Consider the following 18509-nt stretch of genomic DNA (forward strand, 5'->3'; position numbering starts at 1 on the left):
CGCTTGTCGCCCGTATTGGTTAGCCCTCCCGGCGAAAGCGCGTTTTGCTGCTTATACTTGTGGCAAACGGACACATTCAGGGAGGCGTTAAGTGAAAAAACTCACCGACAAGCAAAAATCCCGTCTCTGGGAACAACAGCGTAACGTCAATTTTCAGGGCAGTTGTCTCCTTGAAAAAGGTCATGGCCCTGCAGAGCCACAGATTGATACGCTTGAACTTGGGCCTTCAGCGCCTGGGTTGCCCCATTTATGCTTTATTCATCGCCATCTTTTTCTCAGAGAGATGAAACAGGCAGGCGAGCTGCGTATCGACGATGTTTTCAAAGGTGACATCCTATTCTGCCATTTCGAGTACATCGAAAAGGCCGGTAATGACTTGATGGCGGCGCTGGAAAACGACAAGTATTTGGTGGGCCTGCAGAAAGAAGACTTTATAGAGAGAGTGAGCCATTACTACTGTGAAATTAACATGTTGCACCCTTTTGTCAGCGGTAATGGTATTGCGCAACGCGTTTTCTTTGAGCAGATGGCGATCCACGCAGGTTACGCGTTGAGCTGGAAAGATATCAACCCGGACGACTGGGCGGCGGCAAATCAGAGTGGGGCGACAGGGGATTTAACGGCGCTGAACACCCTCTTTGCCAAAGTAGTGAGCGATGCGCGGGAAACGGAGTAGAATAGGGCGGCCTTTTCTCCGGAGCCGCCATGATCCTGCTGATTGATAACTACGATTCCTTCACCTGGAACCTTTACCAGTACTTTTGTGAACTGGGGGCCGAGGTTGTCGTTCGCCGCAACGACGACATCAGCCTGGCCGACATTGAAACGCTGGCCCCGCAGAAAATTGTTATCTCGCCGGGGCCGTGTACGCCCTCAGAATCCGGCGTCTCTCTGGATGTCATCCGCCACTATGCCGGTAAGCTGCCTGTCCTGGGCGTCTGCCTGGGGCATCAGGCTATTGCGCAGGTCTTTGGTGCGACTATCGTGCGGGCGGCGAAAGTGATGCACGGTAAAACCTCCCCCGTTACGCACAACGGCGCTGGAGTATTTACCGGGCTAAATAACCCGTTAACCGTCACGCGTTATCACTCTCTGGTGATTGACCCCCTTACGTTGCCCACGTGCTTCGAAGTGACCGCCTGGAGCGACACCTGCGAGATCATGGGCATCCGCCACCGGGACTGGGATCTCGAAGGGGTGCAGTTTCACCCGGAAAGTATTCTGAGCGAACAGGGGCACCTGCTGCTGGCCAATTTCCTGAATCGCTGAATATCTATTGCCTTATTGTGATTTTTTATGCATATTTTGTGAGTATATTTTCACAACTGATGTGACATAAATGGATGGGCACCACATGGCAACTGAACAACCCGCAATTACCCGCGCGACATTCGATGAAGTGATCCTGCCGGTTTATGCACCGGCTGAGTTTATCCCGGTCAAAGGCAAAGGCAGCCGCGTCTGGGATCAGCAGGGGAAAGAGTATGTTGATTTCGCCGGCGGGATTGCGGTGACGGCGCTGGGCCATTGCCATCCTGCGCTGGTAAAGGCGTTGAAAACCCAGGGCGAAACCCTTTGGCACACCAGCAATGTCTTCACCAATGAACCGGCGCTGCGCCTGGGGCGTAAGATCATCGAGTCGACCTTCGCCGATCGCGTGCTGTTTATGAACTCTGGTACTGAAGCTAACGAAACCGCCTTCAAGCTGGCGCGCTTTTATGCGTCTACCCGTCACAGCCCGTATAAAACTAAAATTATCGCCTTCCATAACGCCTTCCACGGTCGTTCGCTATTTACCGTTTCCGTTGGCGGACAGCCAAAATACTCAGACGGATTTGGTCCAAAACCAGCGGATATTATTCACGTGCCGTTTAACGATCTGCATGCGGTGAAAGCGGTAATGGACGACCACACCTGCGCGGTGGTGGTTGAGCCTATTCAGGGTGAGGGCGGCGTCACGGCGGCTACCCCGGAATTCCTCAAAGGGCTGCGCGCGCTGTGTGATGAACATCAGGCGCTGCTGGTATTTGATGAAGTCCAGAGCGGAATGGGGCGTACTGGCGAACTCTTTGCCTATATGCACTACGGCGTGACGCCGGATATCCTCACCAGCGCGAAAGCGCTGGGCGGCGGCTTCCCGGTGAGTGCAGTGTTGACCACGCAGGATATCGCTTCTGCGTTTCACGTGGGTTCGCATGGTTCCACCTACGGTGGTAACCCGTTGGCCTGTGCCATCGCGGGTGCGGCATTCGATATCATCAATACGCCAGAGGTGCTGAGCGGTGTAAACGCAAAACGCGAGCTGTTCGTAAAGCATCTGCAGCAGATTGACGGCCAGTACGACGTGTTCAGCGAGATCCGCGGTATGGGTCTGCTCGTTGGCGCTGAGCTTAAACCCCAGTATAAAGGCCGCGCACGCGATTTCCTGCACGCGGCTGCCCACGAAGGGGTGATGGTGCTCAACGCCGGTCCGGACGTGATGCGCTTTGCGCCGTCGCTGGTGGTTGAAGAGAAAGATATTGAGGACGGGTTACACCGCTTTGCTGCGGCGGTCGGGAAAATCGTAAAAGGCTAGTACGCCGTTCGCTTCAGCCTGCGCGTTAACCAAATCCCGTGATGGGGGCGCTGACGCCATGCCACCGACGAAATGGTGTGCATGGTGTTCAGATGCCCCAGAATGCGCTGCAAATGCTGCTCAAGGGTGCTCATTGGCCCGTGGGTCAGCGTCTCCGGCGCTTCCAGAATGTTCGAATCGCCTGACTCGCCCGGCGCGTCGTACTCCAGACGCTGCTGACAGCGTTGCAACGCAATTTCACACGACTGCAAATAGCGCTGCGCCAGGTCCGGCGTCAGCATCGTGTGCTCACGCGCCAGCGTGGTCATGGCGTTAATATGCTCGACGATAAACTGGCTGTGCGTGACCCACAGCTTCATGTCTGCCAGATAGTGTGAGTTAAAGCCCGGCTCCTGCATTGCCTGATTAAGCGAGTTGAACAGGGCGTTGTGCGCCTGGTTGACCTTCATGCGCTGGTAGGCCAGCGGCGAGGGCTGCGGGTCGTCGCTCAGGATCAGGCGAATGGCCTGCTGATCGGCCTCCAGCGCGTCGTGGGCGTTCTGCCGCAGCAATCCGCTCTGCCACTGCGGCCATAGCCAGACCATGCCGCCAAAGGCGATCAGGCAGCCAATCAGCGTATCGACCAGGCGGGCAATGATTAACCGATCGGCGTTGAGCGTGAGCAACTGCAGGGTGTACACCGCCGTGACCGTAAAGCCGACCGTCGCCCAGCCGTAGTTTTTGCGGATAATGAGATAGCTCACCATAGTGATTGCCAGCATCCCGACCAGCGTATAGCCTTCCGGCACGTGGAAGTGCAGGGTGATGCCCGCAATAATGAGCCCGGCTAGCGTGCCGCCAGCCCGATGGAAAATGCGCACGCGCGTGGCGCCGTAGCCATTCTGGGTGACAAACAGCACGGTCATTAAAATCCAGTACGGTTTTGGCAGATGCAGTGCCATGCCCATCAGGCTGGCGATACTGAGCATCACGCTAATGCGCGCCGCGTTGCGCAGGGCCGCAGATTTCAACGACAAATAGCTTTTGAGTGCCTGAAGCAGCGGCAGACGTTTTTGCTTATCCGCCATCAGGTCCCGGGGGTAGAGCGGTCGCTGGGTGCGCAATACACGGGCGATACGGCTGAAGTGCCAGGCGGCAAACTGGCCGACCGGGTTATCCGCATGCTGGTGGGCGATTTTTTCGAGCGCGCCAAGCTGTTTATCCATGTTAAAACGCGTGGGGTAACGGTGATAGAGAATATCATCAGCCAGCACCCTCAGGCGTGCCGCCACGGTCTGCGCGTTCCAGCGTATCACCGCTTCCGCGTGGCTACGCTCAACCAGCTTTTGCACTTCCTGTGGGTGATGGAGGCTTACGGAGATATGCTCCTGCAGATCCAGCCCCACCTGGAAGATGCGCAGCAGCCGTTTGTAATCGTGGTTTTTATTGGCGGCGAGCATATGCAACTGCTGATAGCACTGGCTAATCAGGTCCACCACCTTTTGCTGGCGCGCCAGCAACGGCGGGAGCGATTTTTCCGGGTCAGTGTGCTGGGTGAGCAGGGTATATTTGGCTTCGCAATAGTCCGCAAGCTGCACGTAGAGCAGGCTCAGGGACTCACGCAACGGCTGCTCTCGCCACATCCGGAACCAGAACCAGTTAAACAGCCCGTACCATAGCGTACCGAGGGCGTAGATGAGCAGAGGCTCCCAGATAGGCATATTGCCCGCGAGACTCAGGGTAAAGATGGCTGCAATCAGCGAGGCGGGAAGCAGGCGGGCGTGCAGGGAGCTGATTTCGGCCGTCACGCCGAGCGTCATCGCCAGCACGGTCAATATCAGTGGTAGAGGAATATCACGGGCAAGCAACAGCTGCACGGCAAGGCTACAGCCTGCAAACAGGCAACCGCCTACGATCAGACGCTTAAAAAAGCGTTTGTGCGGCGTGTCCAGACCGGCAATGTTGCAGCAGGCAGGAACCAGAGAAAACAGCAGGCCTTGTTGTAGATGTCCGAAAATCAGACCCACAGCCACAGGAAGACACAACACCAGCGTTTGGCGCAGTGCGTAGTTAACTTCCGGGTGGTAGATTAGCCTGCGCCACATGGGAAATAGAGACAAAAACGGCGTGACACTTTGCGATGGCACGCCGTTTTGACCGGAATTAACGCGTACCGTAAACCACGATGGTTTTACCGTGGGCGGAGATCAGGTTCTGATCTTCAAGCATTTTCAGAATACGGCCCACTGTTTCGCGGGAGCAACCGACGATCTGACCAATTTCCTGGCGCGTAATTTTAATTTGCATGCCGTCAGGATGGGTCATTGCGTCTGGCTGTTTCGCCAGGTTCAGCAGGGTCTGCGCGATACGACCGGTAACGTCAAGGAAGGCGAGGTTGCCCACTTTTTCCGAGGTAACCTGCAGGCGACGCGCCATCTGCGAAGAAAGACGCATCAGGATGTCAGGGTTAACCTGAATCAACTGACGGAATTTCTTGTAAGAAATTTCAGCCACTTCACATGCTGTCTTAGCGCGAACCCAGGCGCTACGTTCCTGGCCCTCTTCAAACAGGCCCAGTTCGCCGATGAAATCGCCCTGGTTCAAATAAGAAAGGATCATCTCTTTCCCTTCTTCATCTTTAATCAGCACTGCCACCGAGCCTTTGACGATGTAATACAACGTTTCCGCTTTTTCACCCTGGTGAATCAGCGTGCTCTTCGATGGGTACTTATGAATGTGGCAATGAGACAAGAACCATTCGAGAGTAGGGTCTGTTTGCGGTTTGCCAAGCACCATGCGCTGTTATCCTCTGTTATAAGCTGTCACCAGAGCCATAAGATGCATCCAGACTCTGGGGTTGCAATCGAATTCTTACCCATACCCTGGGAAGTCGGCTGTCGTAAATGTTCGCAGCCAGTAAAGTTTGATGTCCTCTGCATACACGTGTAACGTCAATGTATTACTGTAGCATCCTGAGTGTTTTAGCATAGCTTTAGCTGCGTGTCTCCTGGTGTCTCGCTTCAGCATGATGCAGGTCGCCTTCCGTTGCGAGAATTGTAACGCGCGCGTAATCTGTCACTAAAAATGCAACGTTGGAGTTAATGTATATGCAAGCGCGTGTGAAATGGGTTGAAGGTTTAACGTTCCTCGGCGAGTCCTCTTCCGGACACCAGATTTTGATGGACGGTAACGCCGGGGACAAAGCGCCAAGCCCCATGGAAATGGTGCTGATGGCAGCGGGCGGATGCAGCGCGATTGACGTGGTGTCGATATTGCAAAAAGGGCGACACGACGTGACCGACTGCGAGGTGAAACTCACCTCAGAGCGTCGCGAAGACGCGCCGCGCCTGTTCACGCATATTAACCTGCACTTTATTGTCATCGGCAAAGAACTGAAAGACGCGGCGGTTTCACGCGCGGTGGATCTTTCTGCAAAGAAATACTGCTCTGTCGCGCTGATGCTGGAGAAAGCGGTAAACATCACGCATTCGTATGAAGTGATCGAGGCGTAACAGAATGGGGCATCGCGCGCGTTGATGCCCTCACCCCAAAGGCGCGAGGGAAATGTTTACGCGATCTGCTTGCCTTCCATCAACCGCTGCACCAGCGGCATCATGATTAACTCCATCGCCAGCCCCATTTTCCCGCCCGGCACCACCAGAGTATGCATATGCGAAATGAACGAGCCTTGCAACATCGCCAGCAGCCAGGGGTAATCTATGCCTTCCAGATTGCGGAAATGGATCACCACAAAGCTTTCGTCCAGCGATGGGATCGTTTTGGCCGCGAACGGGTTAGAGGTGTCAACCGTTGGCACGCGCTGGAAGTTGATGTGGGTGCGGGAAAACTGCGGCGTCAGGTAGTTAATGTAGTCTTCCATTGAGCGCACCACCGAATCCATCACCGCTTCACGCGAGTGACCACGCTCGCTAATGTCTCGCGTGAGCTTCTGGATCCACTCGAGGTTAACGATCGGCACCACGCCGACCAGCAGGTCCACGTGGCGCGCCACGTTGTGTTGCGGTGTTACTACGCCGCCGTGCAGCCCTTCGTAAAACAGCACGTCAGTGGGTTCTGGCAGCGGCTGCCAGGGGGTGAAAGTGCCGGGGACCTGGTTCCAGGGAACGGCTTCGTCATAGGTATGCAGATATTTGCGCGACTGCCCTTTACCGCTCTGACCATAGTCGGCGAAGGTTTGCTCCAGCAGGCCGAAGTCATTGGCCTCCGGGCCGAAATAGCTGATGTGCTTGCCCTGATCGCGCGCCTTACGGATGGCCATGTCCATTTCCGGGCGCGTGTAGCGATGAAAGCTATCGCCTTCTACCTCTGCCGCCCGTAAATTCAACTGGGTGAAAATCTTGCGAAAGGCGAGGCTGGTGGTGGTGGTTCCCGCACCACTTGAGCCTGTGACCGCAATAATCGGATGTCTGGCAGACATAGCAACTCCCTGACTGGAAAGGTTGACAGATCAGCCATGAAGCGCGTTGCGGGGCATGATATTGACCGTCTCATGCAATTCAGACCATACCAGCACCACGTCGCCGCTTTTGAGCTGGCGTTTTACATCGCTGACCTTCTGTTCAAGCGAACGTTCATGTTCACCATAATCGGTACCTTCGCGCAAGACAAAGCTTTCAATCAGATTGTCGAGCGTGTCGGGGGCAATATCCTGCCAGGGAATAATCATTTTACACCGTCCAGATAAGGGGTTAACCAGCCAGGGATACGCGTTTCCAGCCACATTTTAGGGCGACGCAGCGTGCCACCGACAAATCCCACGTGCCCGCCATGCTCGGTCAACTGATAATGGACGTTATCAGGCAAAAATTCCTGCGCCGGGATGGAGTGATGATCCATAAACGGATCATCTTTGGCGTGAATGATGAGCGTCGGCTGGGTGATCTTGCTGAGCAGCGGCATCGCGCTGCACTGACGATAGTAGTCAATGGCGTCGGCAAACCCATGAATTTTAGCGGTGATCAGGTCGTCGAACTCGCGAATGCGCCGCACCTTCTTCAACTGACGCAGGCTCACCGGTAACGTATCCGGGTAGGCTTTTAGCTTGCGGGCCGCGTTAGCTTTCAACAGGTTAAGCAGATAGCGCTGATAGACCCGGGAAAACCCTTTTTCCATATGATAGCTGCACTGCTCCAGCATGAAAGGCGCTGAGACGATAACTGCAGCATTCAACGGCACCGTATCACCCTCTTTCGCCAGCAGACAGGCCAGCATATTGCCGCCTAGCGAATAGCCGACGGCCGCCGTCGGCACGCTGCCGAAATTATCGCTCAGCCAGTGTAAAAACCAGGTGCCGTCTTCCGTTTCACCGGAATGGTAAATGCGTTTCTGGCGATTTGGCTCGCCGCTGCAGCCGCGAAAATGCATCACTACCCCGAGCCAGCCGCGTGCTTTAGCCGCCTGAATTAAGCCGTGGGCGTAGGGGCTATGCAGACTGCCTTCCAGACCATGAAACACCACCAGACGCGGCTTGTGTTTAGCCTGCTCCGGCTCTTCGCTCCAGGCGAGATCCAAAAAGTCACCGTCCGGCAAATCAAGCCGTTGCCAGTGTGGGGTGAACTGTACCTTGCGGCGGATCAGGCGCGGTAGCATGGTCTGCAGGTGGGGGTTAGCCACGCCGCGCATGGGCACAAACTCTGCGCTGTCTTCGACGGCAATATTGAAGTCTGATGGAATGATTTGGGTCATAACGCGATGTTAATTATTGTCACTTATTTACGATACTTTCCGAATTGTACCCCGTTTAGCCTGGTTTTCCGACACATGAACTGATCTCGATCACAAATCTTTACCTTGATTATTACTCTCAGGCTAATGGTTACGCTCTACGCTTAATTGATGCCTTTCTCACCAGAGCGCACACTTTACTCAGCGTTAAGCAAATCAAAATGATGTGCTGAATCAGGAGGTTAATAATGTTATCTGGGCAAACACCCACCCGGGAATGGAACACGCGACGCACCGAGAAAGCGCGTCGCCTGGCATCCGTACCGGTGCAGGGCAAGGTACTGCCAACCGGCGATCTTGTCGCCATGCTGGAAAAACTGATCGCACCAGGGGACAAAGTTGTTCTGGAAGGAAACAATCAAAAGCAGGCAGATTTTCTTTCCCGCTCACTTGCCGAAGTGAACCCGCAATTCGTGCACGACCTGCATATGATCATGCCAAGCGTGGGCCGCAGCGAGCATCTGGATATCTTTGAGAAAGGCATCGCCCGCAAGCTGGACTTTTCCTTCTCCGGAACCCAGAGCCTGCGTATTTCGCAGTTGCTGGAAGACGGCCAGCTCGAAATTGGCGCGATCCACACTTACATTGAGCTTTATTCCCGCCTGTATGTCGATCTTTCACCCAACGTGGCGCTGATTGCCGGTTTTAAAGCAGACCGCAAAGGCAATCTCTACACCGGGGCGAGTACTGAAGATACCCCGGCGCTGGTAGAGGCCGCCGCCTTCCACGACGGCATTGTCATCGCGCAGGTGAACGAGCTGGTGGACGACGAATGCGACCTGCCGCGCGTCGATATTCCGGGCTCCTGGGTAGACTACGTGGTGGTTGCGGACAAACCGTTCTTTATCGAACCGCTGTTCACCCGCGACCCGCGCCTGATTAAACAAGAACACATCCTGATGGCGATGATGGCCATCAAGGGCATCTATGCAGAACATCAGGTGCAGTCTCTCAACCACGGGATTGGCTTTAACACCGCGGCGATTGAGCTGCTCCTGCCGACCTACGGCGACCAGCTCGGCCTGAAAGGCAAAATCTGTAAACACTGGACGCTGAACCCGCATCCGACGCTCATTCCCGCTATCGAAAGCGGCTGGGTGGAAAGCGTGCACTGCTTCGGCGGCGAGTTGGGGATGGAAGAGTACATCCGCGCCCGTCCTGACGTGTTCTTCACCGGAGCCGACGGCTCTATGCGTTCCAACCGCGCGTTCTGCCAGCTGGCAGGCCAGTACGCGGTGGATATGTTTATCGGCTCTACGCTACAGGTTGATGGTTACGCTAACTCTTCAACCGTCACCCGCGGCCGCCTCTCCGGCTTCGGCGGTGCGCCAAACATGGGCCATGACCCGCACGGCCGACGCCATGCAACGCCCGCGTGGCTGAACATGATTACCGAGCCAGACCCGATGCAGCGCGGTAAAAAGCTGGTCGTGCAGATGGTAGAAACTTTCCAGGCGGGCGTGAAGCCGACCTTCGTGGAAAAACTCGATGCCGTCGAGGTAGCTAAAGCCTCCGGAATGCCGCTGGCGCCAGTCATGATTTACGGCGATGACGTCACCCACGTGCTGACCGAAGAGGGGATTGCCTACCTCTACCGGGCGAAAGATCTGGCAGAACGTCGCGCTATGGTCGCGGCCGTCGCAGGGATCACCGATATCGGTCTCGGGGTGGATGCCAAACGCGTGGCGGAACTGCGCCAGAGCGGTAAAGTGGTTTATCCGGAAGATATGGGCATTCGCCGTACCGATGCCACCCGCTCTCTGCTGGCGGCGGGCAGCGTGTCTGACCTGGTCGAATGGTCCGGCGGACTTTACAACCCACCAGCGAAATTCCGGAGCTGGTAATGAAACTTCTGCCCCAGATTCAGGTTGAAGGCGGTGCCGGGTGGCTGGCGCGAACCGCCACGCAGTGTCTGATTGACGAAGCACGATTAAGCCCGAAGCCCGGTCTGGTGGACAGTCGGGGGAACGGCGCACATCGCGATTTATCCCTGGCACTGATGGAGCGCTCCGCGCGTAGCCTGACGCCGACGTTTCAGGCCCTGGCGCAGCACAGCTGGCAGCGTCCGGCAGATATTTCGCTCAGGCAAACCGTAGGACGCCTTGGCCGCGATGGTGAGCAACAGATGATGGCGGCTACTGGCGGGGTGAACACCCATCGTGGCGCGATCTGGGCGCTGGGTCTGCTGGTGAGCGCGGTGGCGATGCTGGGCGGCGAGGCGAGTGCTACCGCCGTTGCGGGCACCGCGGCGCTTCTGGCAACGCTGCCGGACGACGCGGCACCGAAAGTGTTCAGCAAAGGGCTGCGCGCCACGCACCGTTACCGCGTGCCTGGCGCGCGGGAAGAGGCGCAGCAGGCGTTCCCGCACATTATGCAGCGTGGATTGCCACAGCTTCGCCTTAGCCGGTTGAACGGCAGCAGCGAAACGCACGCCCGACTCGACGCGCTGATGGCGATCATGACCTCGCTCACCGATACCTGCGTGCTGTCGCGCGCTGGCATGGAGGGGCTGGATGCCATGCAGAACGGCGCCCGCGAGGTACTGAACGTCGGAGGATGCGCAACGCTTGCAGGCCAACAGGCGCTGGCGAACTTAGACCGTCAAATGCTCACACTCAACGCCTCGCCGGGTGGTGCAGCCGACCTGCTTGCCGCCACGCTGTTTCTCGACCGCGTCGAAACGCCTTATTCAAAGCATTAAGAGGATGTTATGGAAAAAATCACATTGACCATGCCCGCCAGCCGCGCGTTAAGCGGCAGGGCGCTGGCAGGGGTTGTCGGCTCCGGGGATATGGAGGTGTTATTCGCCGCCGAACCGGGCCAGACCTTAACCGTTGATATCACCACTTCCGTCGACAACAGCCGTGGTCGTTGGGAAGCCTTGTTCACCCGCCTGCAAACGGTCAGCAGCCTGCCCGCAGGCAAACTGACCATCCACGACTTCGGCGCGACGCCGGGCGTGGCACGCATTCGTATCGAACAGGTTTTTGAGGGGGTGAGCCATGCGTGATGACAGCAGCTTTATTGAATTAAAAGCGCGCCAGCGCGCACAGGCGTTGCTGGACAACGGCAGCTACCGTGAATTGCTGGATCCGTTTGAAGGCATTATCTCTCCGTGGCTTGGGCCGCAGGGCATTGTCCCGCAGGCCGATGACGGCATGGTCGTCGCAAAAGGCACCATCAACGGTCAGCCTGCGGTCGTCGTCGCGATTGAAGGCGCGTTCCAGGGCGGCAGCATGGGCGAAGTGTCCGGTGCCAAAATGGCGGCGGCGCTGGAGCTGGCGGCGGAAGATAACCGCAACGGCATTCCGACTCAGGCGGTGCTGTGCCTTGAAACTGGCGGCGTACGTCTGCAGGAGGCCAACCTCGGCCTGGCAGCGATTGCCGATATTCACGCCGCGATTGTTGACCTGCGCCGCTACACGCCGGTTATCGGGATTGTGGCCGGCACCGTGGGCTGCTTCGGCGGGATGTCCATTGCGGCAGCGCTGTGCAGCTACCTGATTGTGACCCGTGAAGCGCGTCTGGGGCTCAACGGCCCGCAGGTTATCGAGCAGGAGGCGGGCATTGCAGAGTATGACTCTCGCGATCGTCCGTTTATCTGGAGCATGACCGGCGGCGAAGTGCGCTATCAAAGCGGCCTGGTGGATGCCCTTGTGGGTGACGGCGTGAACGCGGTGAAAGCGGCGATGAACGACGCGATTGCCAAAGGCGTGCCGGCGAAACACCGCACCGATAACTACGTCGATTACCTGAACCGTCTGACCCATTTTGACACCCGTAAACAGGCGGATGCAGAACAGATCAACGCGCTTTTTGCCCGGGAGGTGAAATGATGAGTAACGCAATAAGCCGTGGCGAGCTCTGGCTGAACATCCTCGCGCCGAATGCCAAACGTCTGGACGGATTATGCCCGTCCGTGCAGGCGGCAGACGCTGAGCTTAACGGTGAATCGGTACGTTTTGTGGCCATAGTGCCGGATGCCAACAACCACTTTCCGCGTGCGGCGCAAGGCGAAGTCGGCCTGCTGGAAGGCTGGACCCTGGCGAAAGTGGTTAGCGAAACGGTGGCTGCCGATGCAGATAAGTCCGTGAAGCGTCCGATTGTGGCGGTGATCGACGTCCCAAGCCAGGCCTATGGCCGTCGTGAAGAGGCGTTTGGTATTCATCAGGCGTTGGCTGGTGCGGCGGCGGCCTACGCCAACGCCCGTCTGGCCGGTCATCCAGTGATTGGTCTTATCGTCGGCAAGGCGATGTCCGGCGCGTTTCTGGCCCACGGCTACCAGGCCAACCGTCTGATCGCATTTAACGATACAGGCGTGCTGATCCACGCGATGGGTAAAGAGTCTGCGGCGCGCATTACGCTGCGCACCGTCGACGCGCTGGAAAAACTGGCGGCGACCATTCCGCCAATGGCGTATGACATCAGCAACTACGCCACCCTGGGGCTGCTTTCTGGCCTGCTGGATATCAGTAACCCGGATGCCCCATCCGATAACGATCTGGCGCAGGTGAAAACCACGCTGCAACAGGCCATCAATGACGCGCGTCAGGACACCACGTTGAAAAACCGTTTGGGTGCTGACAACCGCCGCAGTTCTGCTTTCGTACGCGAACGTATGCGAGCAAGCTGGTAAGTAAAAAAGAGACCTGCCGGATGCACAACCCCATGGGCGCGCCCGTCGCGCCCGCGTGGGAGCCTGCATCCAGAAAAATAATAATCATCGCGCCAGTGCTAAATCTTTTTTTACTACAGGTGATTTTATGACTTACGTAATTGTTCATGCTCTTGCACCGATTTTCGTGATTATGTTGCTGGGATTCTGGGCCGGTAAGGCGAAGATGGTTGATAACAAGAATGTCTCCTTGCTCAATATTTTCGTGATGGATTTTGCTTTGCCTGCCGCACTGTTCAGCGCCACCGTTCAGACGCCCTGGACCGGCATTGTGGCCCAGTCGCCGCTGATTCTGGTGCTGACGCTGGCGATGTGGGTAACCTATGCGGCCATCTACTTCCTCGCCACCAACGCCTTTAAGAAATCCGCGCAGGATGCGGCCGTGCTGACGCTGACCGTCGCCCTGCCAAACTATGCGGCGCTGGGGCTGCCGATTCTGGGCAGCGTGCTGGGGGAAAGCCCTTCCACCTCCTTGTCCGTGGCGGTCTCCATCGCCTGTGGTTCAGTCCTGATGACGCCGTTCTGCCTGCTGATCCTGGAACGTGAAAAAGCGCGTGCTGAGGGGAGCAATTCTGGCTCAACGCTTTCTATGCTGCCGGTGTTGATGTGGCGCTCCATTAAGAAACCGATTGTGATGGGCCCGCTGCTGGGGGTTATCCTGTCCGCCATTGGCATCAAAATGCCGGAGCTGGTCCTCGCGGCGATTAAACCGCTGGGGCTGTCGGCGACCGCTGCCGCGCTGTTCCTGACCGGGGTGATCCTCTCTGCCCGCAAGCTGCAGATCAACACCATGGTCATTACCTCGACCATTACCAAGCTGCTGATTCAGCCAGCGATCGCGTGGGGTATCGTTTTAATCTTCGGCCTGCACGGCTCCGTAGCGATCACTGCTATCCTGATGATTGCGCTTTCCGCGGGCTTCTTCGGCGTGGTATTTGGTAACCGCTTTGGCGTGCAGTCGCCGGATGCAGAAGCCGTGCTGCTGTTAAGCTCCGTACTGTGTATCCTGTCGCTGCCACTATTTATCTCGCTGACGTCAGGAATGTAATTATGACCCCAACATTACGCCCACACGATCTTATCTGGCTTAGCGCGCGCGATGCGCTGGAAGGCATCGCCGACTCCTGGGTGGAGGCGGTCTGGCATACCGGCCTACCGGTAGTGGTGCGGCGTGATGTTGATAACGAGGGCCGTATACCCGTTGGCGTGCGCGGCCTGCGCCGCGACCAGCGGGCGCCCGGGTGGGTCAAACCCGAAAGCATAATGCGCGTGGTTACGCCCGAATCACTGAGCGTAACGGCCGATCTGCTGCGCTCACCCTTTGTGTCTCTGCCACCCGTTCAGGTGGCGCTACAACTTTCTCAGCAGCCATGGCCGTGGAGATGGGGAATTACCGGGAGTACCGGCTACGCGCTGGCGACCGGCATTCCGGTGATGCACGCCGGGAGCGATCTCGACCTGCTGGTCCGCGCTCCACGGCCTCTCTCGCCGGAGAGCTTCGCGCTCTGGCAATCGCAGCTCTGCCACGCGCTGTGCCGGGCGGACACCCAAGTGGATACCCCGGAGGGGGGATTTGCGCTGGGGGAGTGGCTGCGCGATGGCAAAACGCTGCTGAAAACCCGCCACGGTCCACGCCTGGTGGCGGATCCGTGGCACAGGGAGGAGTGATGAAAATACTGTTTACCTTTCCGGGGCAGGGCACGCAGCGCGAAGGTATGCTGCACAACCTGCCGGGGACGGAACTGGCTCAGGCGCGTGAGGTGCTTGGCGCGGAGCTGGATCCGCTGGATAGCGCAGCCTCGTTAATCCACACCCGCGCGGTACAGCTTTCACTGCTGATTGCCGGTGTTGCCTGGGCGCGGGAGCTGGAACGCCACGGCGTGTCGCCGGACATTGTCAGCGGGCTGTCCATTGGCGCTTATCCGGCTGCCGTTATCGCCGGTGCGCTGGAATTTACCGACGCGCTGAAGCTGGTGGCGCTACGCGGCGATGTGATGGAGCAGGCATATCCACATGGCTATGGTCTGACGGCCATCATGGGCTTAACCCTGCCGCAGGTGGAAACGCTGATTAAAGGCACCGGAACCTACATTGCTAACCTGAACGCCGAAACGCAGATCGCGATCGCCGGAAGCGATGAGGGTATGGCGCGGGTTGCTCAGCGTGCGCTGGCAAAAGGCGCGAGCAAGGCCCATCGGCTGGCGGTGAGCGTGCCATCACACTGCGAACTGCTGGCGGAACCGGCACAAAAGCTGGTCGCGGCGTTTAAATCCGTCACGCTTTCTCGCCCACGCTGTGCGTATCTGAGCGGCAGTACCGGGCGCGTGCTCTGGCAGCCGGAAAAGATTGCCGACGATCTGGCGATGAATATGGCGCGCACGGTGCGCTGGCAGGAGGCGGTGATTTCCGCAAACGAGCGCGAAGCGCGGCTGGCGATCGAGATGCCGCCGGGCGGCGTACTGACCTGCCTGACGCGGCAGGCGGCGTGGGAAGGCGAGTCAATTTCGCTGGAGCGCAGTGGAGTGGATGTGGCGGTGCATCTGGCGAAGCGTCTCAGAAGGTAGTATTTTGCGCCAGGCTGCGTGCATACATCCGCCCTTCGGCGGCGAGTGCTCGCAGGCTCGGGTCCTGCTCGCGGTTGCGGGCAAAGACAATCGCGATCAACTGCTGCATCTGGTAAGGCTGCGCCAGCTTTAACAACTGCACCGAGTTCTCATACACTTTCTTCATCCTGCCCGGCATCAGCGTAAAGCCAACCCCCGCCTGTACCAGGCTCAGCATTGAGAAAATGTCGTTCACCCGGGTGACGATTTCCGGTTCAAACCCGGCGATATGGAAAGCCTCCTGAAAGCCGGCGTAGGTCGCGAACCCTTCCGCCAGGGCGACAAATTTTTGGTGTTTATAGTCGCGCAGGTCGGCAAGCTCGCGAGTATTCAGCGTGGCAGAGGCCGGTGCGGCAAGGAAAATGTCGTCATGGAAAAGGGGCAGCACTTCGAGGCTGTTGCGGTCGATGTCGCTTTCAGAGATAGAGATGATAATGGCATCCAGCGATCCTTCGTCCAGCTTATGCAGCAACATCTCGTTAGACCCCATCGTCAGATCCATCTCGAGATCGGGACGGCGCAGCTTCATGCCCATAATCAGTCGCGGCACGGTTTCCAGCGTCAGCGAGTAGAGCGTGCCTACGCGCAGTCTCCCCTGGCCAATCCCGGCAATTTTGCGCGACTCTTCTACACCGCGCGCCATTATCTGCACCACCTCCTGGCAATACTCCAGCAGCGTCCACGCGGAAGGTAGCGCAATCAGATTACGCCCTTTGTGGGTAAAGAGCGGGCAGCGCACGTTCTCTTCCAGCGTATGCAGCGCGCGGTGTACGCTGACGCCGCTCAGGCCCAGAGTTTCCGCAGTACGCGCGATATTGCCCTTCTCCATGAAGGTCATGAAGATGGTGAGTTTACGCAATGTAATATCGCTCGTGGTATCGAAACGCATACTTCTCCCGCGGTGTTAGTCTGCCTGCAGCATCGCTTCCAGCTGTTCCTGCGCGTCGAGCCAGGCCATTTCACACTCTTCCAGGCTGGATTTGGCTTTCGCCTGGGTTTGCAGGCAGTCGGTCAGTTCGGCTTTACGGCTTTGATCGTACAGTTCGCTGTCGCTCAGCTTTTCTTCAACGGTGGCGAGCGTGGCATTGAGTTTTTCCATCTCTTTTTCGAGACGGGCAATCTCTTTACGCAGCGGCTGCGTCTGCGTGCGCAGCTCCGCTTCACGACGCTTCTGGTCTTTACGCGACTGCGCACTGTTAGCGTTGTCTTTCGCCGACTCGTCCGGCTGGTTTTCCTGCTTTTGCACGTCCGTTAGCCACTGCTGATAATCTTCCAGATCGCCGTCGAATGGCTCAACTTTGCCGCCGTGGACCAGATAGAGATCATCGGTAGTGGAGCGGATCAGGTGGCGATCGTGCGAAACGACAACCAGCGCGCCTTCGAACTCAATCAACGCTTCGGTCAACGCCTGGCGCATATCGAGATCGAGGTGGTTTGTCGGTTCATCAAGCAGCAGCAGGTTCGGGCGTTGCCAGACGATCAGCGCCAGCACCAGGCGGGCTTTTTCGCCGCCGGAGAAACGTTCGGTATTTTGGGTGACATTATCACCCTGAAAGCCAAAGCCGCCGAGGTAGTCGCGCAGCTTCTGCTCCATCTCCTGCGGCGCCAGACGCGCCAGGTGCTGAATGGGTGACTCATCCGCGCGTAAAAATTCAAGCTGATGCTGGGCGAAGTAGCCTAACTTAATACCTTTAGCCAGACCGATTTCACCGCTGACCGGGTTTAGTTCGCCTGCCAGCAGTTTGATTAGCGTCGATTTACCGGCGCCGTTACGCCCCAGCAGTCCAATACGTGAACCCGGCACCAGGTTGAGCTTGATAGAGTCGAGAATGGTGCGATCGCCATACCCTGCACTGACCTTTTCCATTTTCAACAGCGGGTTCGGCAGGCTTTCCGGCTCGCGGAAGGCAAAGTGGAACGGGTTGTCCACGTGCGCCGGAGCAATCATCTCCATGCGTTCCAGCATCTTAATACGGCTCTGGGCCTGCTTCGCTTTCGACGCTTTAGCTTTAAAGCGGTCAACAAAGCTTTGCAGGTGCGCTACGCGCTGCTGCTGGCTTTCGTACATCGATTGCTGTTGCGCAAGGCGCGTCGCGCGCTGGCGTTCGAAAGAACTGTAATTGCCGGTGTACTCGAACATCGTTTGCTGTTCGATATGAATGATTTTATTCACCACCGGATCGAGGAAGTCGCGGTCGTGGGAAATCAGAATCAGAGTGCCCTGATAGCTCTTGAGCCACTTCTCCAGCCAAATAACCGCATCGAGGTCGAGGTGGTTGGTCGGTTCATCAAGCAGGAGTAAATCAGAGCGGCAGATAAGCGCCTGCGCCAGGTTAAGGCGCATACGCCAGCCGCCGGAGAAATCGCTCACCGGGCGGTCGAGTTGTTCGTTGCTAAAGCCCAGCCCGTGCAGCAGGCTGGAGGCGCGGGAACGAATGGTCCAGGCATCAATGGCGTCGAGCTTGCCGTGAATGGTAGCAATAGCATGACCATCGTTGCGTTCGTTCGCGGCGTTAAGTTCCGCTTCCAGTTTGCGGTATTCACGGTCGCCGTCGATAACATAGTCGAGCGCGGGCTCGCTCAGCGCCGGCGTCTCCTGATTTACCCATGCCAGTTGCCAGTTTCCGGGATACGTAAAGTTACCGCCATCAGCGCTAATCTCGTTTTTCAGCAGCGCCAGCAGGGTAGATTTACCGCAGCCGTTTTTGCCGACCAGTCCGACCTTTTGTCCTGGATTGATGGTGGCCGTGGCGTTATCCAGCAGCACGCGCACACCGCGACGAATTTGTAACGAGGAGAAAACAATCATAGAAGCGCCGTATGTTCCGACTATGTTAATTTGTCATTATGATAATGTAAGGTGTGGGCCATATTCCCCACCGGGCTGCCATGGTAGCCCAAAACGACAACAATACACAAAAACAGAACCGGG

The 18509-nt window shown here is 57.3% G+C and carries 19 protein-coding genes; 12 read left to right on the plus strand and 7 right to left on the minus strand.

Annotation, left to right across the window (positions count from 1 at the left end; genetic code table 11):
* The first annotated feature begins 91 nt into the window (after positions 1–91).
* The 3 genes from NL510_RS02840 to argD all read left to right on the plus strand — a co-directional run bounded on the left by NL510_RS02840 (position 92) and on the right by argD (position 2575).
* Entirely contained in the window at positions 92–676 is a 585-nt protein-coding gene (locus tag NL510_RS02840; protein WP_253381448.1) for a putative adenosine monophosphate-protein transferase Fic, read from the plus strand.
* Between the two features lie 29 nt (positions 677–705).
* Positions 706–1269, plus strand: a complete 564-nt coding sequence (gene pabA, locus NL510_RS02845; protein ID WP_253381450.1) for an aminodeoxychorismate synthase component 2 — start codon at positions 706–708, stop codon at positions 1267–1269.
* A gap of 85 nt (positions 1270–1354) precedes the next feature.
* The gene (gene argD / locus NL510_RS02850) at positions 1355–2575 is read left to right on the plus strand and encodes a bifunctional acetylornithine/succinyldiaminopimelate transaminase (protein WP_253381452.1); all 1221 of its coding nucleotides are present in this window, start codon (positions 1355–1357) and stop codon (positions 2573–2575) included.
* Here argD and NL510_RS02855 read toward each other — a convergent pair.
* Positions 2572–4659 carry a YccS/YhfK family putative transporter gene (locus NL510_RS02855; protein ID WP_253384723.1) on the minus strand — a complete coding sequence of 696 codons (2088 nt, stop codon included), beginning with the start codon at positions 4657–4659 and terminating at the stop codon, positions 2572–2574. The genes argD and NL510_RS02855 overlap by 4 nt on opposite strands.
* A gap of 58 nt (positions 4660–4717) precedes the next feature.
* On the minus strand, positions 4718–5350 hold the full coding sequence (gene crp, locus NL510_RS02860; protein WP_000242758.1) for a cAMP-activated global transcriptional regulator CRP: 633 nt from the start codon (positions 5348–5350) through the stop codon (positions 4718–4720).
* Between the two features lie 311 nt (positions 5351–5661).
* Between crp and NL510_RS02865 the strand changes: the two genes are divergently transcribed.
* Entirely contained in the window at positions 5662–6066 is a 405-nt protein-coding gene (locus tag NL510_RS02865; RefSeq protein ID WP_253381454.1) for an OsmC family protein, read from the plus strand.
* Positions 6067–6122: 56 nt separating this feature from the next.
* Here the strand turns inward: NL510_RS02865 and NL510_RS02870 are convergent, their stop codons facing one another.
* The 3 genes from NL510_RS02870 to NL510_RS02880 are packed head-to-tail and all read right to left on the minus strand — an operon-like array spanning position 6123 to position 8260.
* On the minus strand, positions 6123–6992 hold the full coding sequence (locus NL510_RS02870) for a phosphoribulokinase (RefSeq protein ID WP_253381456.1): 870 nt from the start codon (positions 6990–6992) through the stop codon (positions 6123–6125).
* A gap of 30 nt (positions 6993–7022) precedes the next feature.
* A complete protein-coding gene (locus NL510_RS02875; protein WP_253381458.1) occupies positions 7023–7241 on the minus strand; it encodes a YheU family protein in 219 nt (72 codons plus the stop codon).
* Entirely contained in the window at positions 7238–8260 is a 1023-nt protein-coding gene (locus NL510_RS02880) for a hydrolase (RefSeq protein ID WP_253381461.1), read from the minus strand. The genes NL510_RS02875 and NL510_RS02880 overlap by 4 nt, the downstream gene beginning before the upstream one ends.
* Positions 8261–8487: 227 nt before the next feature.
* On the opposite strand from NL510_RS02880, the gene mdcA reads away from it, so the two are divergent.
* The 8 genes from mdcA to mdcH all read left to right on the plus strand — a co-directional run bounded on the left by mdcA (position 8488) and on the right by mdcH (position 15538).
* Positions 8488–10143, plus strand: a complete 1656-nt coding sequence (mdcA, locus tag NL510_RS02885; RefSeq protein ID WP_253381463.1) for a malonate decarboxylase subunit alpha — start codon at positions 8488–8490, stop codon at positions 10141–10143.
* Positions 10143–11000: a triphosphoribosyl-dephospho-CoA synthase gene (locus NL510_RS02890; RefSeq protein WP_253381465.1), complete on the plus strand. Its 858-nt coding sequence runs from the start codon at positions 10143–10145 to the stop codon at positions 10998–11000. Before mdcA ends, NL510_RS02890 begins: the two co-directional genes overlap by 1 nt.
* Before the next feature lie 9 nt (positions 11001–11009).
* Positions 11010–11309 (plus strand): malonate decarboxylase acyl carrier protein, encoded by a 300-nt coding sequence (gene mdcC, locus NL510_RS02895; protein ID WP_253381467.1) that lies wholly within the window; start codon positions 11010–11012, stop codon positions 11307–11309.
* Positions 11302–12135 carry a biotin-independent malonate decarboxylase subunit beta gene (locus NL510_RS02900; protein WP_253381469.1) on the plus strand — a complete coding sequence of 278 codons (834 nt, stop codon included), beginning with the start codon at positions 11302–11304 and terminating at the stop codon, positions 12133–12135. The genes mdcC and NL510_RS02900 overlap by 8 nt, the downstream gene beginning before the upstream one ends.
* Positions 12135–12935 (plus strand): biotin-independent malonate decarboxylase subunit gamma, encoded by an 801-nt coding sequence (gene mdcE / locus NL510_RS02905; RefSeq protein WP_253384725.1) that lies wholly within the window; start codon positions 12135–12137, stop codon positions 12933–12935. The genes NL510_RS02900 and mdcE overlap by 1 nt, the downstream gene beginning before the upstream one ends.
* Before the next feature lie 127 nt (positions 12936–13062).
* On the plus strand, positions 13063–14022 hold the full coding sequence (locus NL510_RS02910) for an AEC family transporter (protein ID WP_253381471.1): 960 nt from the start codon (positions 13063–13065) through the stop codon (positions 14020–14022).
* 2 nt (positions 14023–14024) lie between these two features.
* Complete coding sequence (locus NL510_RS02915) at positions 14025–14642, plus strand: malonate decarboxylase holo-ACP synthase (RefSeq protein WP_253381473.1); 618 nt, start codon at positions 14025–14027, stop codon at positions 14640–14642.
* A complete protein-coding gene (gene mdcH, locus NL510_RS02920; protein WP_253381475.1) occupies positions 14642–15538 on the plus strand; it encodes a malonate decarboxylase subunit epsilon in 897 nt (298 codons plus the stop codon). Before NL510_RS02915 ends, mdcH begins: the two co-directional genes overlap by 1 nt.
* Here mdcH and NL510_RS02925 read toward each other — a convergent pair.
* Positions 15528–16466: a LysR family transcriptional regulator gene (locus NL510_RS02925; protein WP_253381477.1), complete on the minus strand. Its 939-nt coding sequence runs from the start codon at positions 16464–16466 to the stop codon at positions 15528–15530. The genes mdcH and NL510_RS02925 overlap by 11 nt on opposite strands.
* Positions 16467–16481: 15 nt before the next feature.
* The gene (locus NL510_RS02930) at positions 16482–18386 is read right to left on the minus strand and encodes an ABC transporter ATP-binding protein (protein WP_253381479.1); all 1905 of its coding nucleotides are present in this window, start codon (positions 18384–18386) and stop codon (positions 16482–16484) included.
* Positions 18387–18509 lie beyond the last annotated feature (123 nt).

This window comes from unidentified bacterial endosymbiont (genome assembly GCF_918797525.1).
Lineage (GTDB): Bacteria > Pseudomonadota > Gammaproteobacteria > Enterobacterales > Enterobacteriaceae > Enterobacter.

Coding starts and splice junctions, on each gene's coding strand:
- pabA (WP_253381450.1), top strand. CDS start 706: ATGATCCTGCTGATTGATAACTACGATTCCTTCACCTGGAACCTTTAC.
- argD (WP_253381452.1), top strand. CDS start 1,355: ATGGCAACTGAACAACCCGCAATTACCCGCGCGACATTCGATGAAGTG.
- NL510_RS02855 (WP_253384723.1), bottom strand. CDS start 4,659: ATGTGGCGCAGGCTAATCTACCACCCGGAAGTTAACTACGCACTGCGC.
- crp (WP_000242758.1), bottom strand. CDS start 5,350: ATGGTGCTTGGCAAACCGCAAACAGACCCTACTCTCGAATGGTTCTTG.
- NL510_RS02865 (WP_253381454.1), top strand. CDS start 5,662: ATGCAAGCGCGTGTGAAATGGGTTGAAGGTTTAACGTTCCTCGGCGAG.
- NL510_RS02870 (WP_253381456.1), bottom strand. CDS start 6,992: ATGTCTGCCAGACATCCGATTATTGCGGTCACAGGCTCAAGTGGTGCG.
- NL510_RS02875 (WP_253381458.1), bottom strand. CDS start 7,241: ATGATTATTCCCTGGCAGGATATTGCCCCCGACACGCTCGACAATCTG.
- NL510_RS02880 (WP_253381461.1), bottom strand. CDS start 8,260: ATGACCCAAATCATTCCATCAGACTTCAATATTGCCGTCGAAGACAGC.
- mdcA (WP_253381463.1), top strand. CDS start 8,488: ATGTTATCTGGGCAAACACCCACCCGGGAATGGAACACGCGACGCACC.
- NL510_RS02890 (WP_253381465.1), top strand. CDS start 10,143: ATGAAACTTCTGCCCCAGATTCAGGTTGAAGGCGGTGCCGGGTGGCTG.
- mdcC (WP_253381467.1), top strand. CDS start 11,010: ATGGAAAAAATCACATTGACCATGCCCGCCAGCCGCGCGTTAAGCGGC.
- NL510_RS02900 (WP_253381469.1), top strand. CDS start 11,302: ATGCGTGATGACAGCAGCTTTATTGAATTAAAAGCGCGCCAGCGCGCA.
- mdcE (WP_253384725.1), top strand. CDS start 12,135: ATGAGTAACGCAATAAGCCGTGGCGAGCTCTGGCTGAACATCCTCGCG.
- NL510_RS02910 (WP_253381471.1), top strand. CDS start 13,063: ATGACTTACGTAATTGTTCATGCTCTTGCACCGATTTTCGTGATTATG.
- NL510_RS02915 (WP_253381473.1), top strand. CDS start 14,025: ATGACCCCAACATTACGCCCACACGATCTTATCTGGCTTAGCGCGCGC.
- mdcH (WP_253381475.1), top strand. CDS start 14,642: ATGAAAATACTGTTTACCTTTCCGGGGCAGGGCACGCAGCGCGAAGGT.
- NL510_RS02925 (WP_253381477.1), bottom strand. CDS start 16,466: ATGCGTTTCGATACCACGAGCGATATTACATTGCGTAAACTCACCATC.
- NL510_RS02930 (WP_253381479.1), bottom strand. CDS start 18,386: ATGATTGTTTTCTCCTCGTTACAAATTCGTCGCGGTGTGCGCGTGCTG.